Here is a 20,379-nt window from a genome sequence, read left to right on the forward strand (position 1 = left end):
GAAGGAGGAAACAAATGAATATTGAGTTGAAAAATGCTGTATTATCGATAGACGTTAAAGCACAGTATGACGAGTGTGTTAAAAAACTGTTAGGGCATAAAATTATACTTGCTCATATTTTAACAAAGGCGATAGAAGAATTTCGTAGAATGCGTCCAGAAGAAGTGGTACACTTTATTGAAGGGGAACCGTAGACAGATCCTACAGATTATAATATTTTAAATCGAGCAATTTTCTATATCAGCCGAATGATATCGTCGCAGAAGAATCGCGATTTTAAAGGAAGCAATTATAATAATATAAAAAAAGTATATTCAATTTGGGTGTGCATGAATATGGAAGAAGATAGCATGAATCATATTCATCTGACAAATGATACAATTATGGGGAATCATAAATGGAAAGGTGAAATAGAATTATTAAATATAATTATGATTGGTGTGGCTGAAAATTTATCAAGGAAAGACGAAAGTCATGAGTTACATCGATTACTAGGGGCATTGCTGTCAGAAAAGTTAAAAGCAGCTGAAAAAATGGATATACTTGAAAATGAATATCATATAGCAATGGAAGAGTCAATAGAGGAGGATGTGAAGACAATGTGTAATTTGAGTGAAGGAATAGAAGAAAGAGCAATGGAGCGAGGACGAAAAGATGGGATAAACACTGTTTTACGTTTGGCTGAAAAGTGTCATCTTAGTAAGGAAGAGACAATTCAGCAATTATGTGAAGGAATGAAAATGGAGGTGGCTGAAGCAGAAAAATATTATGAAGAGTATAGAAAAGACGTACAGACAAGTTTGTAAAGCGTTATAATTTGATAGAATAAATAAAATCATAAGGAGCATGAAAGTTATGAAATCAGTAATATCTATTGGAAATCAGGATTTTATATCAATTAGAAAAAACAACTGTTTCTATATTGATAAAACTGATTTCATTAGAGAATGGTGGGATAATCAGGATAGTGTTACGTTGATTACTCGTCCGAGAAGATTTGGCAAGACATTGAATATGAGTATGACTGAGTATTTCTTTTCTGTATCATATTCAGATTATGACAGGTATTTTGAGGAACTGAATATTTGGAAAGAGAAGCGTTTCCGGCAATTGCAGGGAACATATCCTGTGATTTCCCTTAGTTTTGCGGATATTAAGGCGACAAATTATGAGTCTGCCAGGAAAGCTATAATTCGAAAACTGGTAAGATTATACAGTGCATTTGAATTTATAAAAGAAAGTGAAGTATTGAATGAAAAAGATCGTGCTTACTTTGATTCGGTTGAGGAGAGTATGTCAGATGATGCAGCAGCAGTATCCATCAATTACTTGTCAGATTATTTGAGCAGATATTATGGAAAAAAGGTGATTCTACTTTTGGATGAGTATGACACTCCATTGCAGGAGGCGTATATTCATGGATATTGGGAGAAACTTACGGCGTTTGTTCGAAGTTTGTTCAATTCAACATTTAAGACAAATCCATATATGGAACGTGGATTATTGACGGGAATCACAAGAGTAAGCAAAGAATCTATTTTTTCGGATTTAAACAATCTGGAGGTTGTGACAACGACTTCTGAAAAGTACAGCAGTTCTTTTGGATTTACGGAAGAAGAAGTTTTTCTTGCGTTAGAGAATAATGGTGTATTATCAGAGAAAGAGAATATTCGATACTGGTATGACGGATTTTCGTTTGGAAAAAGGCAGGATATTTATAATCCATGGTCGATAACAAAATATCTGGATACAGGAGAATATGGAACTTATTGGGCAGATACGAGTAGTAATGCCCTGGTTTCGACATTGATTCGCCAAAGTTCAGCAAAGATAAAGTCTGAGATGGAAGACTTATTAAATGGTGGAGTGATTTCCACAGAGTTAGACGAACAAGTAGTTTTCGAACAGCTTGGTAAAAAGCGAGGCGCAATCTGGAGTCTTTTGCTTGCCAGTGGATATTTAAAGGTAGATCGACATGAGATGGATGTGAAAAGTGGAAAACATCAATATGCTCTTAAAATTACAAATCATGAGACAATGTTGATGTTCGAAAAAATGATTGAAGACTGGTTTGAGGAAGATGATGCAGGATTTGGAAATTTTAAAGAAGCACTTCTTGCCGGAGATTTAGATTATATGAATGAGTTCATGAATCAGGTTGCACAACAGACTTTTAGCAGTTTTGATGTTGGAAAAAAGCCGTCTGAAAAGCTAGAACCGGAACGTTTTTATCATGGTTTCGTGTTGGGACTGATTGTCGATCTGGCGGGGAAATATAGAATTACATCAAATAGAGAAAGTGGATTTGGACGATATGATGTGGTTATGGAACCACTTCAGGCACAGAGAGATGCCATTGTGATGGAATTTAAAGTACAGAATAAGGCAAGAGAAAAATCTTTACAATGCACGGTGGAAAATGCATTATCCCAGATTTTAGAGAAACAATATGATGAAGAACTGATTGCAAGAGGTATACCACAGGAGAGAATCAGACATTATGGATTCGCATTTTGCGGAAAGCAGATTTTGATTGGAACAGACAAAGAACAGAAAAATATTGAAAATCATTAGGAGGAAAAAACAATGGGAAAAATTAATTTACAGATGTATTCATTTATGGATGGAACAATGAATGACAGCAGAGAGAATTTAAAACTGGCTTCAGAGATGGGGTACGATGGAGTGGAATTATTCGGACCAAATTTTGAAATTCCAGCAGAAGAACTCAAAGCTTTGCTTACAGAGTTACATCTGGAACCGGTATCAATGCATGCTCCAAAAACAGATATGGTAGAATCATTGATTCCACTGGCTGAAAGTCTGGAAATGAAATTCATCGGAATCGGAATGGAATGTATGATAGATGATGAAGCAGTGCATACATTTGCAAATACATTGAATCGAATTGGTAAAGTGTGTGCTGAACATGGACTGACATTGACATATCATAATCATACACAGGAATTTGTGCCATGTGGTGACAAGCGTGTAATCGATGTATTAATGGAAGAGACAAATCCGGATTATGTAAGTTTTGAACTGGATGCCGGATGGTGTGCAGCAGCTGGATTTGATCCAATTGAACTGGTACAGACATACAGTGGACGAATCAAATTGATCCATGTTAAAGAGAGCAGTAAAGTAATTGGACCACAGCCTCCAATGGATTTTGAAAGTATTCCAAAAGATGAACATGGTGCACCAATCTTCACAGAAGAAGAAAAAGCACAGATGGAAGAGCAGAAGAAGATCAATTGTCCGGCAGGAGATGGTCTGGTAGACTGGAAAGCACTGAAAGAAGTGGCGGACAAACACGGATGTCAGGCATATATTGTAGAACGTGAGTATACACCAGGAGAAGGAAGCAGACTGGATTGCCTGAAGGCGGATCTGGAGTATTATAGAACACAGATTTAAGAAGTGAACTAAGTTTACAAGAAGAATTGGCAAGTATATAGTGACAGATAAAAATACAAGAATAAGAAGGACTCAGAAATGGAAATACAGAAGATACAGATTTTATCCAATATAGAAGAATCTATGCATTCGCATAAGAATGTCGAACTTTTGTATATATTAATGGGACATGTGGATATTACGATAAATGGGGAATGTTTTCAGGCAAATTCAAAAGATATTGTATTGATTAATTCAGATGAGATTCATAGTTGGAAAGAATATCAGAATGCACTGTTATGTCGGATTTATATTGATTATTATGAGTTGAAACAGGTTCTGAAGAAAGAAAATGTATATTTTGTATGTAACAGTGTAAGAGATTCGGAAACAGATTATGCAAGAATGCGCTATATATTAGAAGCTGTTTTGAAAAAATATCAAGAAGATGCCAATGGATTCTGGGTAAAGAGTTTGTATTATTCTTTGTTGGAGGCATTGAAAGCGCAATATTTAGACGCAGACAGAAGCCGGGATGATTATGAGACTGTAAATGATAAAGTCAGGAAGGTTATAAATTACATACAGAGTAATTATCAGCGTGCCATAAATCTGAGTGATGTTGCAGAACAATTCTATATGTCTGAATCATCTTTTTCTCGTTTTTTTAAAAAAGAAACAGGAAAAGGTTTTACGGAATATGTAAGAAGTTTACGACTTGAGCACGCCAAGGAAGAATTACAGTTTTCTAATCGGTCAATTACGGAGATTTCATATGATTGTGGATTCTCTAACATATCGGTATTTAATAAAAACTTTAAACAGGTATTTTCTATTACACCAAAAGAGTATAGACAAAATCTAAGACAGAAAGAAACAGATGTACAAGAGTCAGATATGATAGGACTTGAAGCATACTTGCAACATGCAGAAGAAAAAAAGCAATCAAAAGAAAAGGAAGAACAGAAAATCTGTCTGGATCTGCAGCAGGGAGAGGTATTAAAAAATGTAGCAAATACAAGTATGAATGCAGGGATGTTCGCAGATTTATTGGAAGCAAAGGTTCAAAAGCATGTGTCGACAATAATTGAGGATTTGGGATTGAAGTATGTACATATTGCGAATCCGTTTGATCCGATATTGAAAATTCGTTCCGGTCATGAGACGAAACAGATGAATTTTGAAAAAGTAGATGCAGTATTAGATTTCTTGCTGGAACAAGGAGTGTGCCCAGTCTTAGAATTGTCAGAACGCCGCAGAAAGAGAATCGTGAATATTGGCTCAGATAAAGAGTTTGAAGAAACTAAGAAAGATGAGATCTTTTTATCTTTAGAAGAATGGGAACAAGTAGTTAATGCACTTATAGGACATCTTGTGGAGTATTATACTACGAAAGAAGTCAGTAAATGGATGTTTGAAATCTGGTATGACCCGGAAAAGGTGACAGGAGCTGGGAAAATCCCATATAAGGTTCTATATGAGCGTACATGGAAGATCATTAGAAAATATATTCCTGAAGCTAAGATAGGTGGAAGTGGATTGAATGCAGGAATGCTTGGAGATACATTAAAAGAGCAGTTGTGCTGGTGGAAGGAACGCTATGACAGACCGAATTTTTTGACTTTCATAAGCTATCCATATCAGGTAGAACAGAGAGAAATACAAGAAAAAGGAAACCACTACAGTCTTCTTAGCGTTGAATCGGACACGCATTTTGTTAAACAGGATATAGAATCTTATTATGATCTTCTTGATTCTATAGAATATCCGGATACACCACTCTGGTTGACGGAGTGGAATACATCACTTTCTGAGCGAAATATTTATAACGACAGTTGTGCAAAGGCGTGTCATATGTTAATGCAGATGGTGGATTCACAGGGAAAATTGGAACAGATGGACTACAGTAGCATCAGTGACTGGCCTTCTCAGTATTTTGATTCAACGTCTCCATTGATAGGAGCGAATGGATTGATTACAAAAGATGGTATATTAAAGCCGGCATATTATGCGATGGAATTCTGGGGATGGCTTGGAGAAAGGCTGCTCGGAAAAGGACTACATTATATCGCTACATCTCAACATAGGGAAACCATTCAGATTTTGGCATTTAATGCAAAGCAGTTTAGTTATAGCTATAATATGAAAAATGAAAATACCATTGAAGTAAAAGAGCTTCCGTTTATATTTCGAAATAATGATAAATTGAAGATGCAGTTCGAATTAAAAAATTTACGGAATGGAAGGCATAAAGTTTGTATTTACAGAGTAAGTGAAGCTTATGGAAATGTGTTGGCAGAGTGGGGAAAGCTCGGCTATTCAAAAGAACTGATGCGATCAGAAATTTCATATTTAAAACAAATATGTATTCCACGGATGGAAGTGAAGTATTTGCAAATAAGTGAAGATGTTATGCAATTGGATATTCTATTAGAAGCAAATGAGATGGCGTTCATACAAATATTATAAAAAATAAAAAAGTATCTAATAAATGGAAAGAAGCAAAAATCGACAAATATATACTTGATTTTTGCTTCTTTTTTTATAACAGTAATCTTATTTTCAAGCAGGAAGAATTATAAGACAAAAATGAATTAGTTTTGCGTTCATATAAATTCTAAAATATAGACATCAAAGAAAAAGGAGGAAGGTTTCAATGAAAATTAAAAACGGAAAAAAAGAAAACGTAGGACCGATTCAAGTCGGTGCGTATGGAATGGGTAACTTTGCATGTCAGTTGTCTTTTACAATGGTAAACATGTATCTTGCTTATTTTTATACAGATGTATTTGGATTGTCTGCTGCAGCAGTGGCAACACTTCTGCTTGTAGCAAAAGTATGGGATGGTATCAATGATCCGATGATGGGAGCGATTATGGATAAAACCTATACAAAAGTGGGAGGATATCGTACTTATATTATTGCCGGAGCAATTGCGTTGGTAGTATTTACAATACTGACATTCAGTGTACCGAATTTTGGAAGTACAACCAAGCTTGTGTATGCATATGTTACATACATTGGTCTGGGAATGGCATATACAGTAATGAATGTTCCATTTAATGCATTACCATCGAGAATGACAGACACACCAAAGCGTCTGAATCAGTTATTTGCATCCAGTATGTGGGCAGGAGCTCTTGGAAGCACTGTTTTAGGGATGTGCACGATGCCATTGATTATGTTACTTGGAAAAGGAGTACAGGAAGCCGGATATCAGAAGACAGCAATTGGTTATGCGGTTGTTTCATTACCATTAGTATTGCTTATGGTTCATTTGTGTAAGGAGAATCCGAATATTGCGAAGGCAAAAGCAATTGCGGATGCACAGAATAGAGATAAGGGTACATCGTTTGTGGGATTTTTAAAATCCATTTTCTCAAATAAAAATTTACTTTGTGTATATGCATATATGTTCTGTGCAATGTTCAGTCAGATTGGAAGAGCCTGTACAGCATTTTACTACTATATGTTCTGCGTAGGTAATATGGCATTGGCTTCTGTACTGATGTCAATAGGAAGTTTAGTCAGTCTTGTATTGATTCCATTTATACCAACAATGATTGCGAAGTTTGGAAAGAAAAAAGTAGTTATCGTATCACAGATTATTCAGATTGTTGGTCTGGTTATGATGTTTGCAGGTCCATACACAAACATTCCATATACAATTGTTGCAAATCTGATCTATGGTCTTGGTGGAGGATACAGTGCATGTGTAGGTTCTATGATCGTAGATGCACTGGATAATTACGAATATCAGACAGGTGTCAGAAATGATGGAGTTGCATTTGCATTTAACGGATTAATGACAAAGATTTCTTCTGCAATCGCAGGTTCTGTTGGACTTATGGTTATGGCTGCATTTGGATATACAAATGGTGCAGATTTAACAGCAAGAGCACTGACAGGTATTAATGTTGGTGTTAATATTGTTCCTCTTGTAGCTGCTGCAGTAGCAATCGTCCCAATGCTGATCTTTGATTTAAATGAAACAAAGATGGAGAAGGTTCGTGCTGAATTAAAAGAAAGAAGAGAAGCACTTTTAAATGAGCAATAAGAATGGAGAAATTAGGTTAGTATGAAATGTGTAACAACAAAATCAGGTAAAATCGAAGGCGTAGAGGAGAACGGATATACGATATTTAAAGGAATTCCATATGCGAAACCTCCTGTCGGGGAGCTTCGATGGAAGGCACCACAGCCGATAGAACCATGGGATGGAGTGTATCATGCAGATACATTTCAGAAACGTGGCTGGCAGGAAGGCGATGTAGAAGGAGAAGTTCCTTTCTGGAAAGAAAAATTAGTGAAAGAGTTTTATGATGATCTGAGTTATACGCCAGAAATGAGTGAAGACAGTTTATATCTGAATATATGGACTCCGGCAGAAAAGTCAGATGAGAAGCTTCCGGTTGCATTTTGGATTCATGGTGGTGGATTTGGAAGTGGCTGGAGTTGGGAAAAAGAATTTGATGGAGAAGCGTATTGCAAAAAAGGAGTTATTTTAGTAACAATTGCATATCGGCTTGGAATGTGGGGCAATTTGGTTCATCCATGGTTAAATGAAGAAAATGAACATGGCGTGTCTGGAAATTATGGAATTCTGGATCAGATAGAAGCACTGAAGTGGGTATATGAGAATATTGAAAATTTCGGTGGAGATTCAAATAATATTACTGTATTTGGACAATCAGCAGGTGCTATGAGTACACAATTCCTTGTATCAACAGAGTTGTCTGGAAACATGATTTCAAAAGCGATATTCCAGAGTGGAGGGGCTCATAACAATGAAGCTCTTGCGGGACGTACATGGGAAGAAACAATGAAGATTGGTGAAGAATTTGTGGCGTATACAAAGGCTGCTACGTTGGAAGAATTACGTGCAATGCCGGCAAAAAAACTACAAGAATTGACGGAAGAATTTGCTGAGAAAAAACATGAGATGATTTTATTTATGCCGGTTACAGATGGATATGTATTTAAAGAAAATACGACCGATTGTTTAAATAACAATCATGTAAAACAGATTCCGTATATGCTGGGAACAACAGAAGCAGATCTGTTTGTAACTCCTGAAATGATAGAAAAGGGAGAAAAGACAGCTCTTTATAAAGGCTGTATTGAATGGAGCCAGAAGGCGGAAGAACTTTGGAACCAGCCATCTTATGTATATTACTTTAAGAGACATCTGCCAGGAGATGAATGGGGAGCATTCCATTGTGCGGAACTGTGGTATATGTTTGGTACCATGGATCGTTGCTGGCGCCCATGGGAAGAACATGACAGACAGTTGAGCGAAGATATGATGAATTATTGGACTCAGTTTATGCATACAGGAAAACCGGCGGATGAAGATGAATGGGAACCTTGTACAAAAGAAAATCCAGCTGTAAAAGTGCTTGAATAATATTGGTTAAGAGACTTTATATCATTTATCCTACCCTAAAATACATATAAAGCATCTTAATATATAAGAGAGGTCAGAAAGAACTTTGATCTCTCTTCTTTTTTTATTTACAACCTATTTTGAAAATGCTAAAATACAAACATAAGTTTTGATTTAGGGGGAAGGGTACTATGAATGTACTTCAGAATCTGACAGAATTATACAATCATTTGTCCTTTGACAGTACATATCGAAATGTCTGTAAAGGAATTCTGGAGAATATGGAAGCGGCGGCAAACGGAACGATATATGAAATTGCGGAATTGACGAATTCTTCCAGAACTACAATCTGGCGAATGGTTCAAAAGATGGGGTACAGTAATTTCTCGGAATTTCATCATGAGCTGAAAAGAGCAGTAAAACAATATACATATTACAATCGTATTTTACCGGAAAATTCGGAAGAGACGATACAGGGAATCAAAGAAAAATTCATGAGTCAGGTTATGCAGACGTATCAGTTAATGGATACACAGATGGATGTACAGGAGATGGAATCCATTGTAGATGAGATGGCGCAGGCTGATAAAATTGTCTTTTATACACCATATAAAGATAGTTCGATATTGGCGTTACAGCAGAATTTATCAATGGATGGAAAACAGACAGGATATTATTGCCTGTTTCCTGATATGCTGGAGGATAGCCTGACACTTGATGAACATTCTATTGTATTTACAAATATGATTGATCATCTGGAAACAATGGATATGACACAGGTATTTGAGAATATAAAAAAGAAAAAAGCTAGAGTATATGGAAGTTTGGCTGGAAAATCCCGGTATCAGATATATTTTGACCGGGTGCTGTTTCATGGAAACGCAGGAAGCGTAGTAGAAGGTGTTCTTGCATTCCAGATGTATTTCTTTATGATAAATGAGATATATAGAATGAAATATATAGATTAAAAAGGAAGTGGTTTTGAATTGACGAAACCACTTCCTTTTTTTGCTGCCATGCATGCGACAACAAGGTCAAGTGGACCTTGTTTAGCACAGAAACCTTGGTTTCAGATTTGAAACATTATTCTTCTTTCAGAAAAAGTGTTGCTGAGGAGGAACGCCTGAACAAAGTTATTTCGCTAGAATAAAGGTACGAAATGACAAAGAAAAAGGAAGGAGCAATAAAAATGAAGTACAGTTTATGCGCCGACATTATGTTTGTCGGAGTTGGTGAAAAAGGACCGGTTTGGCCGGATACAGATGGAATCATTGAGGCAATGAAGCTGGCAAAGGAAAATGGTTTGACAGGAATTGAGATGTTTGATCTGCAGGGAAGAGACCTTGCACGTATTGCAGAAGCAAGCAAAGAGCTTGGAATCGAAGTACGTGCCTGTGTTTCAGCAGGAGCTCCATTTTTAGGAAATCCAGAAAAAACAGATGAGCTGGTATCACTGTTTACAGAGAGCGTTCCAAAAGCAAAGCAGATTGGATGTGACAAACTGATTTTAAACGCAGCAGAATACGCAAAAGATCTTTCTGAGCAGGAAGTTTTGAAAGCGATGGAAGATGCGTTGAAGAAGCTTGCACCGATTGCAGAGAAAGAAGGTGTTACAGTTCTTGTTGAACCTTTGACCGATGGGTTCTTCACAAGTTCAAAACAGGCATTTGGATTGATCGAGAGTGTGGGAAGTGAAAATGTAAAACTTCTTTATGATATTTTCCATTTCCAGAATATTGAAGGAAAAATTACAGAGACAATTAAAAATAATCTGAAATGGATCGGTGATATTCATGGAGCCGGAGCTCCGATGCGAGCTGAACTTACAGTTGGTGAACTGGATTATCCATTCATTTTAAATACGATCAAAGACTTGGGATATGACGGAAACTTCTGCTTAGAATTCTTCACATTCCAGGATCGGGAAGCAAAAGTTAAGGCATCTTGCACAGTATTGCCGGAATAAGTAAAAAATAGTGAGAAAATAATGGAGGAAAAGAACAATGGCAAAAAAAAGAATTGGTATTATCGGTATTGGTGAAATCGGAACAACAAAACATTTAACACAGCTTGTAAATCATCTGGATGAAGTAGAAATTGTTGCATTGTGTGATGTCATTCCAGAGCGATGTGAAAAAGCAAACAAAGACTTTGGACTTTCTGCAAAAGTTTATACAGATTATAAAGAAATGTGTGCAGCAGAGGATATTGACGTAGTACATGTATGTACTCCAAACCCGCTTCATTGCGAGATGACGCTGTGTGCATTTGAACATGGAAAAGATGTTTACTGTGAGAAACCGCTTGCTTGTACTTATGCAGATGCACAGAAAATGTTGGAAGCACAGAAGAAGGCAGGAAAGAAACTGACAAGTGGTACACAGTGGCGTTACAATACAGCTCCGATGGAGATGAAGAGAATGTATGAAGCCGGAGAATTCGGTGATGTGTATTATATTCGTTCTTCACAGCTTCGTCCGGCTCGTCTGCCAGCATATGGTGTATATACAAATAAAGAATTAAATGGTGGTGGAGTTCTTATGGATGGAGGTCCTCATTCCATCGACCTTCCGATGTGGCTGACAAACAACTATGATGTTGCCAGCGTTCGTGGAGTAACATTTGACAAAATGAAAAACTTCCCGGAAGGAAATGATCTTGGACCATGGGATCCGAATAACTTTGATGTAGAAGATACAGCTATGGCTATGATCACAATGAAAAATGGAGCAATGTTCTATGTAGAAACTGCATGGCGCTCTAATATGCAGCAGGAGGCTCCTGGAATTATCTGTTCTGTAGCAGGTACATTAGCAGGTGCAGATATGGTCGGTCCGGGATTTGAAGACAGCGTACGAGTAACTAAGATGGTAGACGGCAAACTTGTAACAGAGACTAAAAGTCCGGAGGCAAAATATAACATGTGGGAATATGATATGACAAAATGGGTTGACTGCATTACAAAGGGAACAGAACCAGCAGTTCTTCCAGAGCAGGCAGCAGTTGTAACACGTGTTATTGAAGCAATTTATAAATCAGCAGAAACAGGAGAGACAATCGTATTTGATTAATAGTTGGATTAAAAGAAACTATATATCTCCTACCCTCATTTATATATAGAATCTTTTAATATGGGAGAGGTCAAAATTAGACATATAATTTTGACCCCTCTTGTTTTTTTGCGAAAAAGGGAAGGTGGTTTAAAGACAATGAAATAGTCATATGTGGGGCAGTGAATATGTCGGTTGGATGTTATCCTAGTATCAACAAAGAAAGTAACGCAGGAGGTAAGAGCAAATGGGTAAATTGAAAGTAGGAATCATTGGATGCGGTGGTATTGCAAACCAGAAACATTTTCCGGCATTAAAGAATAATGCGGATCTGGCGGAGATGGTAGCATTTTGCGATATTATTGAAGAACGTGCGACAAAAGCAGCCGAAGAATATGGTGTAGAAGGTGCGAAAGTTTACACAGATTATCGTGAGCTTTTGGCTGATCCGGAAATCGATATCGTACACATCTGTACTCCAAATGTATCTCATAGTAAGATCGCGGTAGATGCATTTGCAGCAAAGAAAAATGTATACTGTGAGAAACCAATGTCCCACAATCCAGAAGAAGCACAGAAGATGGTGGATGCATGGAAAGAATCAGGAATGAAATTTACAATCGGATATCAGAACAGATTCAGACCGGAAGTACAGAACTTACATGCTTCCTGCGAAAAAGGTGAATTGGGAGAGATTTACTATGGTAAAGCACATGCAGTTCGAAGAAGAGCAGTTCCGACATGGGGCGTATTTCCAAACAAAGCATTGCAGGGCGGCGGTCCTCTGATCGACATCGGAACACATGCTCTGGATATTACATTGTGGTGTATGAACAACTATGACGTTGACAGTGTCAATGGATCTGTATATTACAAACTGGGACATCTTCCACAGGCAACAGAAGGTAACCTTTTCGGACCATGGGATCCGGAAACTTATGAAGTAGAAGATTCTGCAATGGGATACATCAAGATGAAAGATGGCGCAACGATCATGCTGGAAGCAAGCTGGGCACTGAATATCCTGGATTCCAGAGAAGCATCTACAACACTTTGCGGAACACTTGCCGGAGCAGAGATTCATTCCGGTATGAGCTATCCAAAGAATGAACTGATCTATAACCGTGGAAGAAACGGACAGTTAATGGAAGAGACAATCTCACCGGTTGGCTCCGTAGCATACTTCGGTGGTGGAAGCGGTGAAGAAGGAACAATCGATTGTAAACAGTGGCTGGAGGCAGTGAAAAATGATACAGAGCCGCTTGTAAAACCGGAAGAAGCATTGGTAGTAACAAAGGTTCTGGATGCAATCTATCGTTCGGCAGAGGCAAATAAAGAAATCAAATTCTAAAGGAGTAGATAGAAAATGGGATTTGCAATGAGAATGGACTTCGTTGACGTTGTTGTTGATGACAGTTTAAAAAATGTGAAAGTAAATGGAAAAAATATCGGATATCAGTTTGATATTCGTCTGAGTTATTATCGTGGACATTTCCTTTCTGTAATTGGTGAATTCGGTGTAAAGGTAGACGGAAAAGAAGTGCCAGCAGAAACAATTAAATTCTGTATTAATGGAAAAGAATTCAGTCCGATTGAATTTGATAAATGCTATACAGAATTCTGGCAGGTTATTGAACCAGCAACAATCAAAGTATTTTGTCCAGGGGGATTAAGTGAAGGGGAACATGATATTGATGTAACATTGTTCTTCCGCTCACCATATATGCCGATCGGACCAGATCACCAGTATATGCCGGTAGACAGCTGTGGAAGTAAACACATGAAGGTAATTGATTAGGAGGTGGACTGATATCATGGCAAATGTAAAAACAGGAATTACATTATTTTCATTGACAGAACCATATGTAAAAGGAGAACTTGATCTGGAAGGTGTGATCAGAACAGCAGCAGAACTTGGTGCAGAAGGATATGAAATCGTAGCTGCACAGATGATTCCTTCTTATCCATATGTCAGTGATGAATTTGTAGCATTTATTGAGAAATGCAAAGAAAAATATGGAATCGGACCAATCTGTTATTCAGCTAATATGGACAGAGGTATGTTAAAAGACCGCGACCTGACAGAAGATGAGATGGTAGCAAGAGCTATTACAGATATTATTTCTGCAAATAAACTTGGCTGCACAGTTATGAGAGAGCAGTATTTGTTATCTCCATCCGGACTGGTGCGGATTGCTCCATATGCAGAGGCCTATAATGTTCATGTAGGAATTGAAATTCATAATCCGGAAAGTCCGATTACACCGGCCATTTTAGATTATGTAGAGGCAATCGAGAAGTCAGGAAGTAAATATATTGGATTTGTTCCGGATTTTGGATGCTTTGCAACAAAACCAAATAAACCTTACTGGGATCGTGCACTGGCAGCAGGTGCGACAGTAGAACAACTGGAGAAATGTGCACAGCTTCGTTACGAAGAAGTCCCAATGGAAGAGGCAATGAAGATCATGGCACCGGATATTGAAAAGTGTCCTCAGCTTGGCGGAACACTGAACAGTATGTATGGATTTGTACAGTTTAGAAAGAGCTGTACAAAAGAACTGGAAGGGCTGAAACGTATTATGCCATATTGTTTTGAGATGCATGGAAAATGTCATTACGTAGATGAAAATCTCCATGAAGTGGCAATTCCTTATGAGGAGATCATTCCAGTTATAGCAGCTTCTGATTATGAAGGATACATTGTAACAGAATATGAGGCAGAAGGTGGTTATGACAGCATCGAGCAGACGACACGTCACGTTGCGATGGTGAAAAAATTGCTTAAGGAATGTGAGTAAGGGATCCGACAGGGACGGGGAAGCCGATAGGGACGGAGTTTGTGGCTTTTTTGTAAGCAAAAAAGCCACAAACTCCGTCCCTATCGGCTTCCCCGTCCCTGCTGGCTTCCTAATGAAAACTAACCAAGGACAAAAATTTTATTCGTTTTTTTGTCCTTGGTTTTCTGCTGTGTCAAAACACATCAGAGAAAAGTATAAATTTTACATGAGATTAGAATAAAGAAATAAGAGACGATTCATCCGTTTATCTTGTATGATAAATACATCATCAAAAGAAGTTACAGAAAATTCCAATATATTTGTAATGAGACTTATGTTGTTAATGAAAAAACAAAAGAAAGGATAAAGAAAATGGAAAAGAAAAAAGTAGTTGGTTTCTCATTTGGTAGAAAAATGTCAAACACAGAGGTCATGATTAAAGAAGCATTATTAGAATGCGAACGTGCAGGAATGGAGATTCAGTTTGTACGTTGTGATGATCTTAACATTCATATCTGTACAGGATGTTGTGCATGTGTAGGTGGACTGATGTCAGGACGCGGAAGAGGTACATGTGTACATAAAGATGACGAATTCTATATCATTGAAGAAGCATTGATGTCAGCAGATGCTGTTATCGTTGGATCTCCGACATATGAATTTGCACCAACAGGTAACTTTAAAGTTGTCTGTGACAGAATCGGACCTTCTCATGATAAGACATTCCGTGGACCAGCAGTAGAAAAAGGAATCGAAGAGGGCAGAGATCCTCAGACATATCCAGATGTAAGAAGCGTAAAACCAAGAGTTGGAGCTTTGATTACAGTTGGTGGCGCAAGAACAGAGAACTGGCTGTCACTGTCACTCCCTAATATGTATGAATTTACAATGCCAATGGGAATCGATGTAATCGATAAATACAAATATTTTGGAGCAATGAATATTAGTCATGTTTTGGGAAGACCGGATGTTATGGACAGAATGACACAGCTTGGTAAGCATATTGTGGAAGCTCTGAACGCCAAGACAGAAGAAGAGCGTACAAAATATCGTGGAGATGATCAGGGAACATGCCCAGTCTGTCATGAAGACATTCTGACAGTCAGCCATAAAGGAAATAAAGTTGAATGTCCTGTTTGCGGTATCGAGGGTGAACTGACAATTGAAGATGGAGATATCAAAGTAATCTTCTCAGAAGAAGAGCAGAATAGATCACGTCTTCACGATGCTGGTAAATGGGAGCACTCAAATGAGATTCGTGATGGTGCTATGACACAGAAAAAAGTGGAGAACCTGAATGAATTAAAACAGAAATATATCGGTGTTGGTGAAGAAAAATAAAATACTGAAAGAAACCGCTAGGGACGGAGTTTTTTGGCATGCATGCGAGCCAAAAAACTCCGTCCCTAGCGGTTTATCCATTTTTACGATATCGTTCAGGAGTCATCCCAACAATATTTTTGAACGTTTTTCCGAAATAACTTGGACTGTCAAATCCACACATTTGTGCTACATCGATGACCTTTTTTTCAGGATATTGAATTAAAAATTGTTGGGCATGACCAATACGAATGCTGGTGAGACATTGAATAATTGTTTCACCGGTATTTTTCTTAAATAAAGCACACATGTAATCCTTTGTAAGATTGACAGTTTCGGCCAATTCATTCAGGCTAATCGGCCGGGCATAATTTTCCTCTAACCACGAAATGACTTTCAAGACGAAAGGATTTTCGTGGGAATATGTAAATTCATGTGTGCGCGTGATACATCTGGAAAGATCCAAAAGAAAATCGTAGCATTCTTTTGAATAGGAAAGCGTCTGATCACTGGAACGATTTTCATAAAGCCAGAGGAGTTTTTGAATATGCTGTTCGAAAATAGAGCCATCCGAAAAATGATAAGCGCCGGATTCGCCCATTTGAAGTAAAGCAAGAATATCAGAACAGAGAGGACCATTGAAGGCAATAATATGCAAAGTCCAGTTATTTGTGACTGCCTGATAAATATGTTCCTGGTCAGGATAAATAAGAAATCCCTGTCCTTTTGTAATTATGCTTCTTTGTTCATCTAAGATAAGTTCGCCCTGTCCTTTTACACAGTAGAACCATTGAAAGTAAGGAACTCCCTGAGGTCTTCGGACCGGTTCCTGCAAATGATTTGCTCCAAACATCCAAAGTTGGATAGGAAGAGTCTGGGAAAATTCTTTGGAATGAAATTGATATAGCATGTGTTAAAACCTCAAATCTATATATCGTTATATAAATATCATTATATTTAGATTGAGGAATGCTGTCAAGGGCGTATAATGAAAGTATAGAATTCAGTAGTTTGCAGGCACATTGCTATTTATAGAAAAGAGCTTTGAATATTGAAAATTTAGCAGAATATGGTGATGTACGCAATCATGAAAGGAGAACGACAGAACATGAACTTAACAGAAGCACAGAAAGCAAAAGTAGAAGATCTTTTAAGCCAGATGACATTAGAAGAGAAGATTGGTCAGATGAATCTGGAATCGCCATCAATAGTAGGCGGGTTTGAAGTTCCGTTTGAAGAGTTGATCGAGATGATGACAGACGGACGTATTTCTCAGGAGGAATTCCAGAAAATCCTCGCAACTTCAGAGCAGGATTTCCATGAAGATGATATCCGTGCCGGTAAAGTCGGAGCAATGATGGTAAATGACCCACGTAAAAATAATGAATTGCAGAAAATCGCAGTCGAAGAAAGCAGACTTGGAATTCCGCTGATTGTAGGATTCGATGTAATTCATGGGTTCCGCAGTGTGTATCCAATCGCAATTGCAGAGGCAGGATCTTTTGATGAGAATCTGTTCGAAAGAACAGCAAAGATGGCTGCAAAAGAGGCAAGAGCTTATGGAATAAACTGGACATTTGCACCGATGATCGATGTCGCAAGAGACTCTCGTTGGGGACGAGTTTCCGAGGGACCTGGAGAAGATCCGTATCTGGGGTCTTGCTTTGCGAGAAAGAAAATTCAGGGATTGCAGAATAATCAGGAGTCTGTAGAAGATTATGTGGCAGCCTGTGTAAAACATTATGTTGCATATGGTGCCTGCGAATCAGGAAGAGATTACAATACAACAAGTATGTCAATCTCTCAGCTTCATAATGTATATCTGCCGACATTTAAGGCAGCAGTAGAAGAGGGAGCTGCAACAGCAATGGCATCATTTAATGATTTGAATGGTGTTCCATGTACAGTCAATGAATATACACTTCGTCAGGTATTGAAAGATGGATATGGACTGGATGGATTTGTTGTCAGTGATGCAAATGGAATCAAAGAATGTGTGGCACATGGTATTGCTGAAGATGAAAAAGATGCCGGTCGTCAGGCTGTCAATGCCGGTCTGGATATGGATATGGGAACAAACATTTACTCCAAGAATCTGGAACAGCTGATCAAAGAAGGCAAAGTATCTATGGATACAGTAGATGAGGCTGTGCGTAGAATCTTATCAGTAAAAGTATGGCTTGGATTGTTTGAAAACCCATATGTTCCGGATGAAGTGATCGAGCAGTATGAAAAAGCATTGCCGGAAGAACATGTTGCAACAACATTAGAAGCAGCGAAGAAATCAATTGTATTATTAAAAAATGAAAAAAATATTTTGCCATTAAATAGAAATTTGAAAATTAGTCTGGTTGGAACTCTGGCAGCTGAAAAAGCAGAAGTTTGCGGTGCGTGGGCAATGGCATTTAATCAGGCAGACTGTGTATCAGTGTTAGAAGGACTGCAGAACAGTGGAGCAGATGTAAAATATTATCCATGTGGCGGACCGGAAGGTGCGATTAATGAAGAAGAAATTGAACAGGCTTGCCTGGAAGGAGATGTGATTATCGCAGTAGTTGGAGAGACTGCTGGTATGAGTGGAGAGGCATCTTCAAAAGCAGATACAACATTGCCGGGAGAACAGAGACAGTTGCTGGAAAAATTATTAGAATTCAGAAAACCACTTGTAACAGTATTGATGAATGGACGTCCGCTGGCACTTGGCTGGGAGGCAGAACATTTACCGGTTATCGTAGAAGGATGGCATCTTGGAATCCAGGCAGGAAATGCGTTGGCATCCGTACTTTTTGGAGAGACAAATCCGTCAGCAAAATTGTCAGCTTCGTTCCCGTCAGTAACAGGACAGTGCCCGATTTATTATAATCATCCAAGTACAGGAAGACCGGGAAGCAAGAGTAAGTTCACATCACGTTATCTGGATGCTCCGTTCGATGCTCTATATCCATTTGGCTATGGATTAAGTTATACAACATATGAATACGAGAATCTTCATGTGGAAGAAAAAGCAGAGGAACTGGAAGTAACAGTACAGGTGAAAAATACAGGAGACCGCGAAGGTATAGAAATCGTACAGTTGTACATGCAGGATGTAACAGCAAGTCTTGTGCGTCCGGTGAAAGAACTGAAAGGTTTTGCAAGAGTAGAGCTGAAACCTGGACAGGAAGAAATTGTTGTGTTACATTTGGCAAAACAGGATATGGGATTCTATAACAATCAGGCTGAATATGTATTAGAAGATGGAAAATTCAGAATCTATGCTGGTGGAAACTCAAGAGATTGTCTGTGTGAAGAAGTAAATGTTAAATTTTAATTAAAGGAGGAACAGTGCAGGAAAAGTCTATCGGACAGATAGAAAATCTTGTGCTGTTCTTTATATAAATATATGGGAGGAAACAGAAAATGAAAACAATAGAAGTTACTTTGAATGAAAAACGAAATGTCCGTTTAACAGCATTTATTCAGGATGTAGGAAAAGAATATCGAAATATTACCAAGAGACCAGGTGTACTGGTAATTCCAGGAGGCGGCTATATGTTCTGCTCAGACCGTGAAGCTGAACCGGTAGCGTTGGCGTACTTAAATGCAGGATATGATGCGTTTATTCTTAGATATACGATAAACGAGGTCGGAAGCTGGCCGGACCCATTACAGGATTATGAAGATGCAATGGAATATATCATCAATCATGCAGATGAATGGAATTTGATGGCAGATAAAATTGCAGTAGCCGGATTCTCAGCAGGAGGACATCTCGCAGGTGCAGCTGCAACGATTGCCAAGCATAAACCGGCAGCAGCAATTTTAGGTTATGCAGTATTAAATGAACAGGTTGATGAAATCGCGACCAATGCACCGAGAATTGTAGAAGAAGTAAACTATGATACTTGCCCATGCTTCCTTTTCGCAGCTCGTACAGACAATGTGGTTCCGATTCATAACAGTATTCAGATGATGGATGCACTGGATAAGGCAGGAGTAACATTTGAGAGTCATATTTATGCATATGGACCGCATGGTTTTTCAACAGGTGATGAATCCATCCAGACAAGAGAATCCGCATTTTGTCCAAGAATTCCAAATTGGGTAAAAGATAGTATTGGATTTTTAAAGGATGTGATGGGTGATTTTTATGTTGGAACAGCAGAAGATAAAGTACTTACAAAACCAAATTGTAAAGCACATATCACAGATGATGGTGCAGCATGGCTTTCTCTGGATTGTACGATTGGAAGAATTTTTGGAAACCCGGCAGCAAAAGAGGCACTTGCGGATACAATCAAAGTGATGAAAGAGAAAATAACTCCATTTAGACCGGATATGACATTTGAAGATATGATGACAACACTTAGTAAAATGAAATTGCTAGATTTGCTTCAGGAGCGTTCTATAGATGTGGACGAAGAGAAGTTGAATGAGGTGCTGGGAAAGATTCCGAATATCTGAT

17 protein-coding genes are annotated in these 20,379 nt (G+C 38.2%); 16 read left to right on the forward strand and 1 reads right to left on the reverse strand.

Annotated features, from left to right (window positions below):
• Positions 1 to 14: 14 nt before the first annotated feature.
• The 14 genes from H8S40_RS05065 (at position 15) to H8S40_RS05130 (ending at position 15,956) form a co-directional block, all read left to right on the forward strand.
• Positions 15 to 194 carry a hypothetical protein gene (locus H8S40_RS05065; RefSeq protein ID WP_186864737.1) on the forward strand — a complete coding sequence of 60 codons (180 nt, stop codon included), beginning with the start codon at positions 15 to 17 and terminating at the stop codon, positions 192 to 194.
• 141 nt (positions 195 to 335) lie between these two features.
• Positions 336 to 806, forward strand: coding sequence for a hypothetical protein (locus H8S40_RS05070; RefSeq protein ID WP_186864738.1), 471 nt, complete (start codon positions 336 to 338; stop codon positions 804 to 806).
• Between the two features lie 49 nt (positions 807 to 855).
• Positions 856 to 2,574, forward strand: a complete 1,719-nt coding sequence (locus H8S40_RS05075) for an AAA family ATPase (protein ID WP_117991893.1) — start codon at positions 856 to 858, stop codon at positions 2,572 to 2,574.
• A gap of 12 nt (positions 2,575 to 2,586) precedes the next feature.
• Positions 2,587 to 3,420 (forward strand): sugar phosphate isomerase/epimerase family protein, encoded by an 834-nt coding sequence (locus H8S40_RS05080; protein WP_022074616.1) that lies wholly within the window; start codon positions 2,587 to 2,589, stop codon positions 3,418 to 3,420.
• A 78-nt stretch (positions 3,421 to 3,498) separates the two neighbouring features.
• Positions 3,499 to 5,868, forward strand: a complete 2,370-nt coding sequence (locus H8S40_RS05085) for a GH39 family glycosyl hydrolase (RefSeq protein WP_186864739.1) — start codon at positions 3,499 to 3,501, stop codon at positions 5,866 to 5,868.
• 187 nt (positions 5,869 to 6,055) lie between these two features.
• Positions 6,056 to 7,456 (forward strand): MFS transporter, encoded by a 1,401-nt coding sequence (locus H8S40_RS05090; RefSeq protein ID WP_186864740.1) that lies wholly within the window; start codon positions 6,056 to 6,058, stop codon positions 7,454 to 7,456.
• Between the two features lie 21 nt (positions 7,457 to 7,477).
• Entirely contained in the window at positions 7,478 to 8,806 is a 1,329-nt protein-coding gene (locus H8S40_RS05095) for a carboxylesterase/lipase family protein (RefSeq protein WP_186864741.1), read from the forward strand.
• Between the two features lie 170 nt (positions 8,807 to 8,976).
• A complete protein-coding gene (locus tag H8S40_RS05100) occupies positions 8,977 to 9,753 on the forward strand; it encodes a MurR/RpiR family transcriptional regulator (RefSeq protein WP_186864742.1) in 777 nt (258 codons plus the stop codon).
• A gap of 221 nt (positions 9,754 to 9,974) precedes the next feature.
• On the forward strand, positions 9,975 to 10,751 hold the full coding sequence (locus H8S40_RS05105) for a sugar phosphate isomerase/epimerase family protein (protein WP_186864743.1): 777 nt from the start codon (positions 9,975 to 9,977) through the stop codon (positions 10,749 to 10,751).
• 37 nt (positions 10,752 to 10,788) lie between these two features.
• Positions 10,789 to 11,856: a Gfo/Idh/MocA family protein gene (locus tag H8S40_RS05110; protein ID WP_186864744.1), complete on the forward strand. Its 1,068-nt coding sequence runs from the start codon at positions 10,789 to 10,791 to the stop codon at positions 11,854 to 11,856.
• A gap of 226 nt (positions 11,857 to 12,082) precedes the next feature.
• Positions 12,083 to 13,186 carry a Gfo/Idh/MocA family protein gene (locus tag H8S40_RS05115; RefSeq protein WP_121055995.1) on the forward strand — a complete coding sequence of 368 codons (1,104 nt, stop codon included), beginning with the start codon at positions 12,083 to 12,085 and terminating at the stop codon, positions 13,184 to 13,186.
• Positions 13,187 to 13,201: 15 nt separating this feature from the next.
• A complete protein-coding gene (locus H8S40_RS05120) occupies positions 13,202 to 13,633 on the forward strand; it encodes a C-glycoside deglycosidase beta subunit domain-containing protein (protein WP_186864745.1) in 432 nt (143 codons plus the stop codon).
• A 16-nt stretch (positions 13,634 to 13,649) separates the two neighbouring features.
• On the forward strand, positions 13,650 to 14,636 hold the full coding sequence (locus H8S40_RS05125) for a sugar phosphate isomerase/epimerase family protein (protein ID WP_121055992.1): 987 nt from the start codon (positions 13,650 to 13,652) through the stop codon (positions 14,634 to 14,636).
• A gap of 351 nt (positions 14,637 to 14,987) precedes the next feature.
• On the forward strand, positions 14,988 to 15,956 hold the full coding sequence (locus H8S40_RS05130) for a flavodoxin family protein (protein WP_117989907.1): 969 nt from the start codon (positions 14,988 to 14,990) through the stop codon (positions 15,954 to 15,956).
• Positions 15,957 to 16,029: 73 nt separating this feature from the next.
• On the opposite strand, the gene H8S40_RS05135 is transcribed toward H8S40_RS05130, so the two are convergent.
• Entirely contained in the window at positions 16,030 to 16,845 is an 816-nt protein-coding gene (locus H8S40_RS05135; protein WP_186864746.1) for a helix-turn-helix domain-containing protein, read from the reverse strand.
• Between the two features lie 198 nt (positions 16,846 to 17,043).
• Between H8S40_RS05135 and H8S40_RS05140 the strand changes: the two genes are divergently transcribed.
• The gene (locus tag H8S40_RS05140; protein ID WP_186864747.1) at positions 17,044 to 19,245 is read left to right on the forward strand and encodes a glycoside hydrolase family 3 N-terminal domain-containing protein; all 2,202 of its coding nucleotides are present in this window, start codon (positions 17,044 to 17,046) and stop codon (positions 19,243 to 19,245) included.
• Between the two features lie 89 nt (positions 19,246 to 19,334).
• The gene (locus H8S40_RS05145) at positions 19,335 to 20,378 is read left to right on the forward strand and encodes an alpha/beta hydrolase (RefSeq protein WP_118738402.1); all 1,044 of its coding nucleotides are present in this window, start codon (positions 19,335 to 19,337) and stop codon (positions 20,376 to 20,378) included.
• Position 20,379 lies beyond the last annotated feature (1 nt).

It is taken from the genome of Ruminococcus hominis, from assembly GCF_014287355.1.
GTDB lineage: Bacteria > Bacillota > Clostridia > Lachnospirales > Lachnospiraceae > Schaedlerella > Schaedlerella hominis.

Bases quoted from the DNA above. Each gene is read 5' to 3' on its own strand.
- H8S40_RS05095 (WP_186864741.1), top strand. From the start codon at position 7,478: ATGAAATGTGTAACAACAAAATCAGGTAAAATCGAAGGCGTAGAGGAG.
- H8S40_RS05080 (WP_022074616.1), top strand. From the start codon at position 2,587: ATGGGAAAAATTAATTTACAGATGTATTCATTTATGGATGGAACAATG.
- H8S40_RS05070 (WP_186864738.1), top strand. From the start codon at position 336: ATGGAAGAAGATAGCATGAATCATATTCATCTGACAAATGATACAATT.
- H8S40_RS05065 (WP_186864737.1), top strand. From the start codon at position 15: ATGAATATTGAGTTGAAAAATGCTGTATTATCGATAGACGTTAAAGCA.
- H8S40_RS05085 (WP_186864739.1), top strand. From the start codon at position 3,499: ATGGAAATACAGAAGATACAGATTTTATCCAATATAGAAGAATCTATG.
- H8S40_RS05130 (WP_117989907.1), top strand. From the start codon at position 14,988: ATGGAAAAGAAAAAAGTAGTTGGTTTCTCATTTGGTAGAAAAATGTCA.
- H8S40_RS05075 (WP_117991893.1), top strand. From the start codon at position 856: ATGAAATCAGTAATATCTATTGGAAATCAGGATTTTATATCAATTAGA.
- H8S40_RS05100 (WP_186864742.1), top strand. From the start codon at position 8,977: ATGAATGTACTTCAGAATCTGACAGAATTATACAATCATTTGTCCTTT.
- H8S40_RS05105 (WP_186864743.1), top strand. From the start codon at position 9,975: ATGAAGTACAGTTTATGCGCCGACATTATGTTTGTCGGAGTTGGTGAA.
- H8S40_RS05120 (WP_186864745.1), top strand. From the start codon at position 13,202: ATGGGATTTGCAATGAGAATGGACTTCGTTGACGTTGTTGTTGATGAC.
- H8S40_RS05135 (WP_186864746.1), bottom strand. From the start codon at position 16,845: ATGCTATATCAATTTCATTCCAAAGAATTTTCCCAGACTCTTCCTATC.
- H8S40_RS05125 (WP_121055992.1), top strand. From the start codon at position 13,650: ATGGCAAATGTAAAAACAGGAATTACATTATTTTCATTGACAGAACCA.
- H8S40_RS05115 (WP_121055995.1), top strand. From the start codon at position 12,083: ATGGGTAAATTGAAAGTAGGAATCATTGGATGCGGTGGTATTGCAAAC.
- H8S40_RS05140 (WP_186864747.1), top strand. From the start codon at position 17,044: ATGAACTTAACAGAAGCACAGAAAGCAAAAGTAGAAGATCTTTTAAGC.
- H8S40_RS05110 (WP_186864744.1), top strand. From the start codon at position 10,789: ATGGCAAAAAAAAGAATTGGTATTATCGGTATTGGTGAAATCGGAACA.
- H8S40_RS05145 (WP_118738402.1), top strand. From the start codon at position 19,335: ATGAAAACAATAGAAGTTACTTTGAATGAAAAACGAAATGTCCGTTTA.
- H8S40_RS05090 (WP_186864740.1), top strand. From the start codon at position 6,056: ATGAAAATTAAAAACGGAAAAAAAGAAAACGTAGGACCGATTCAAGTC.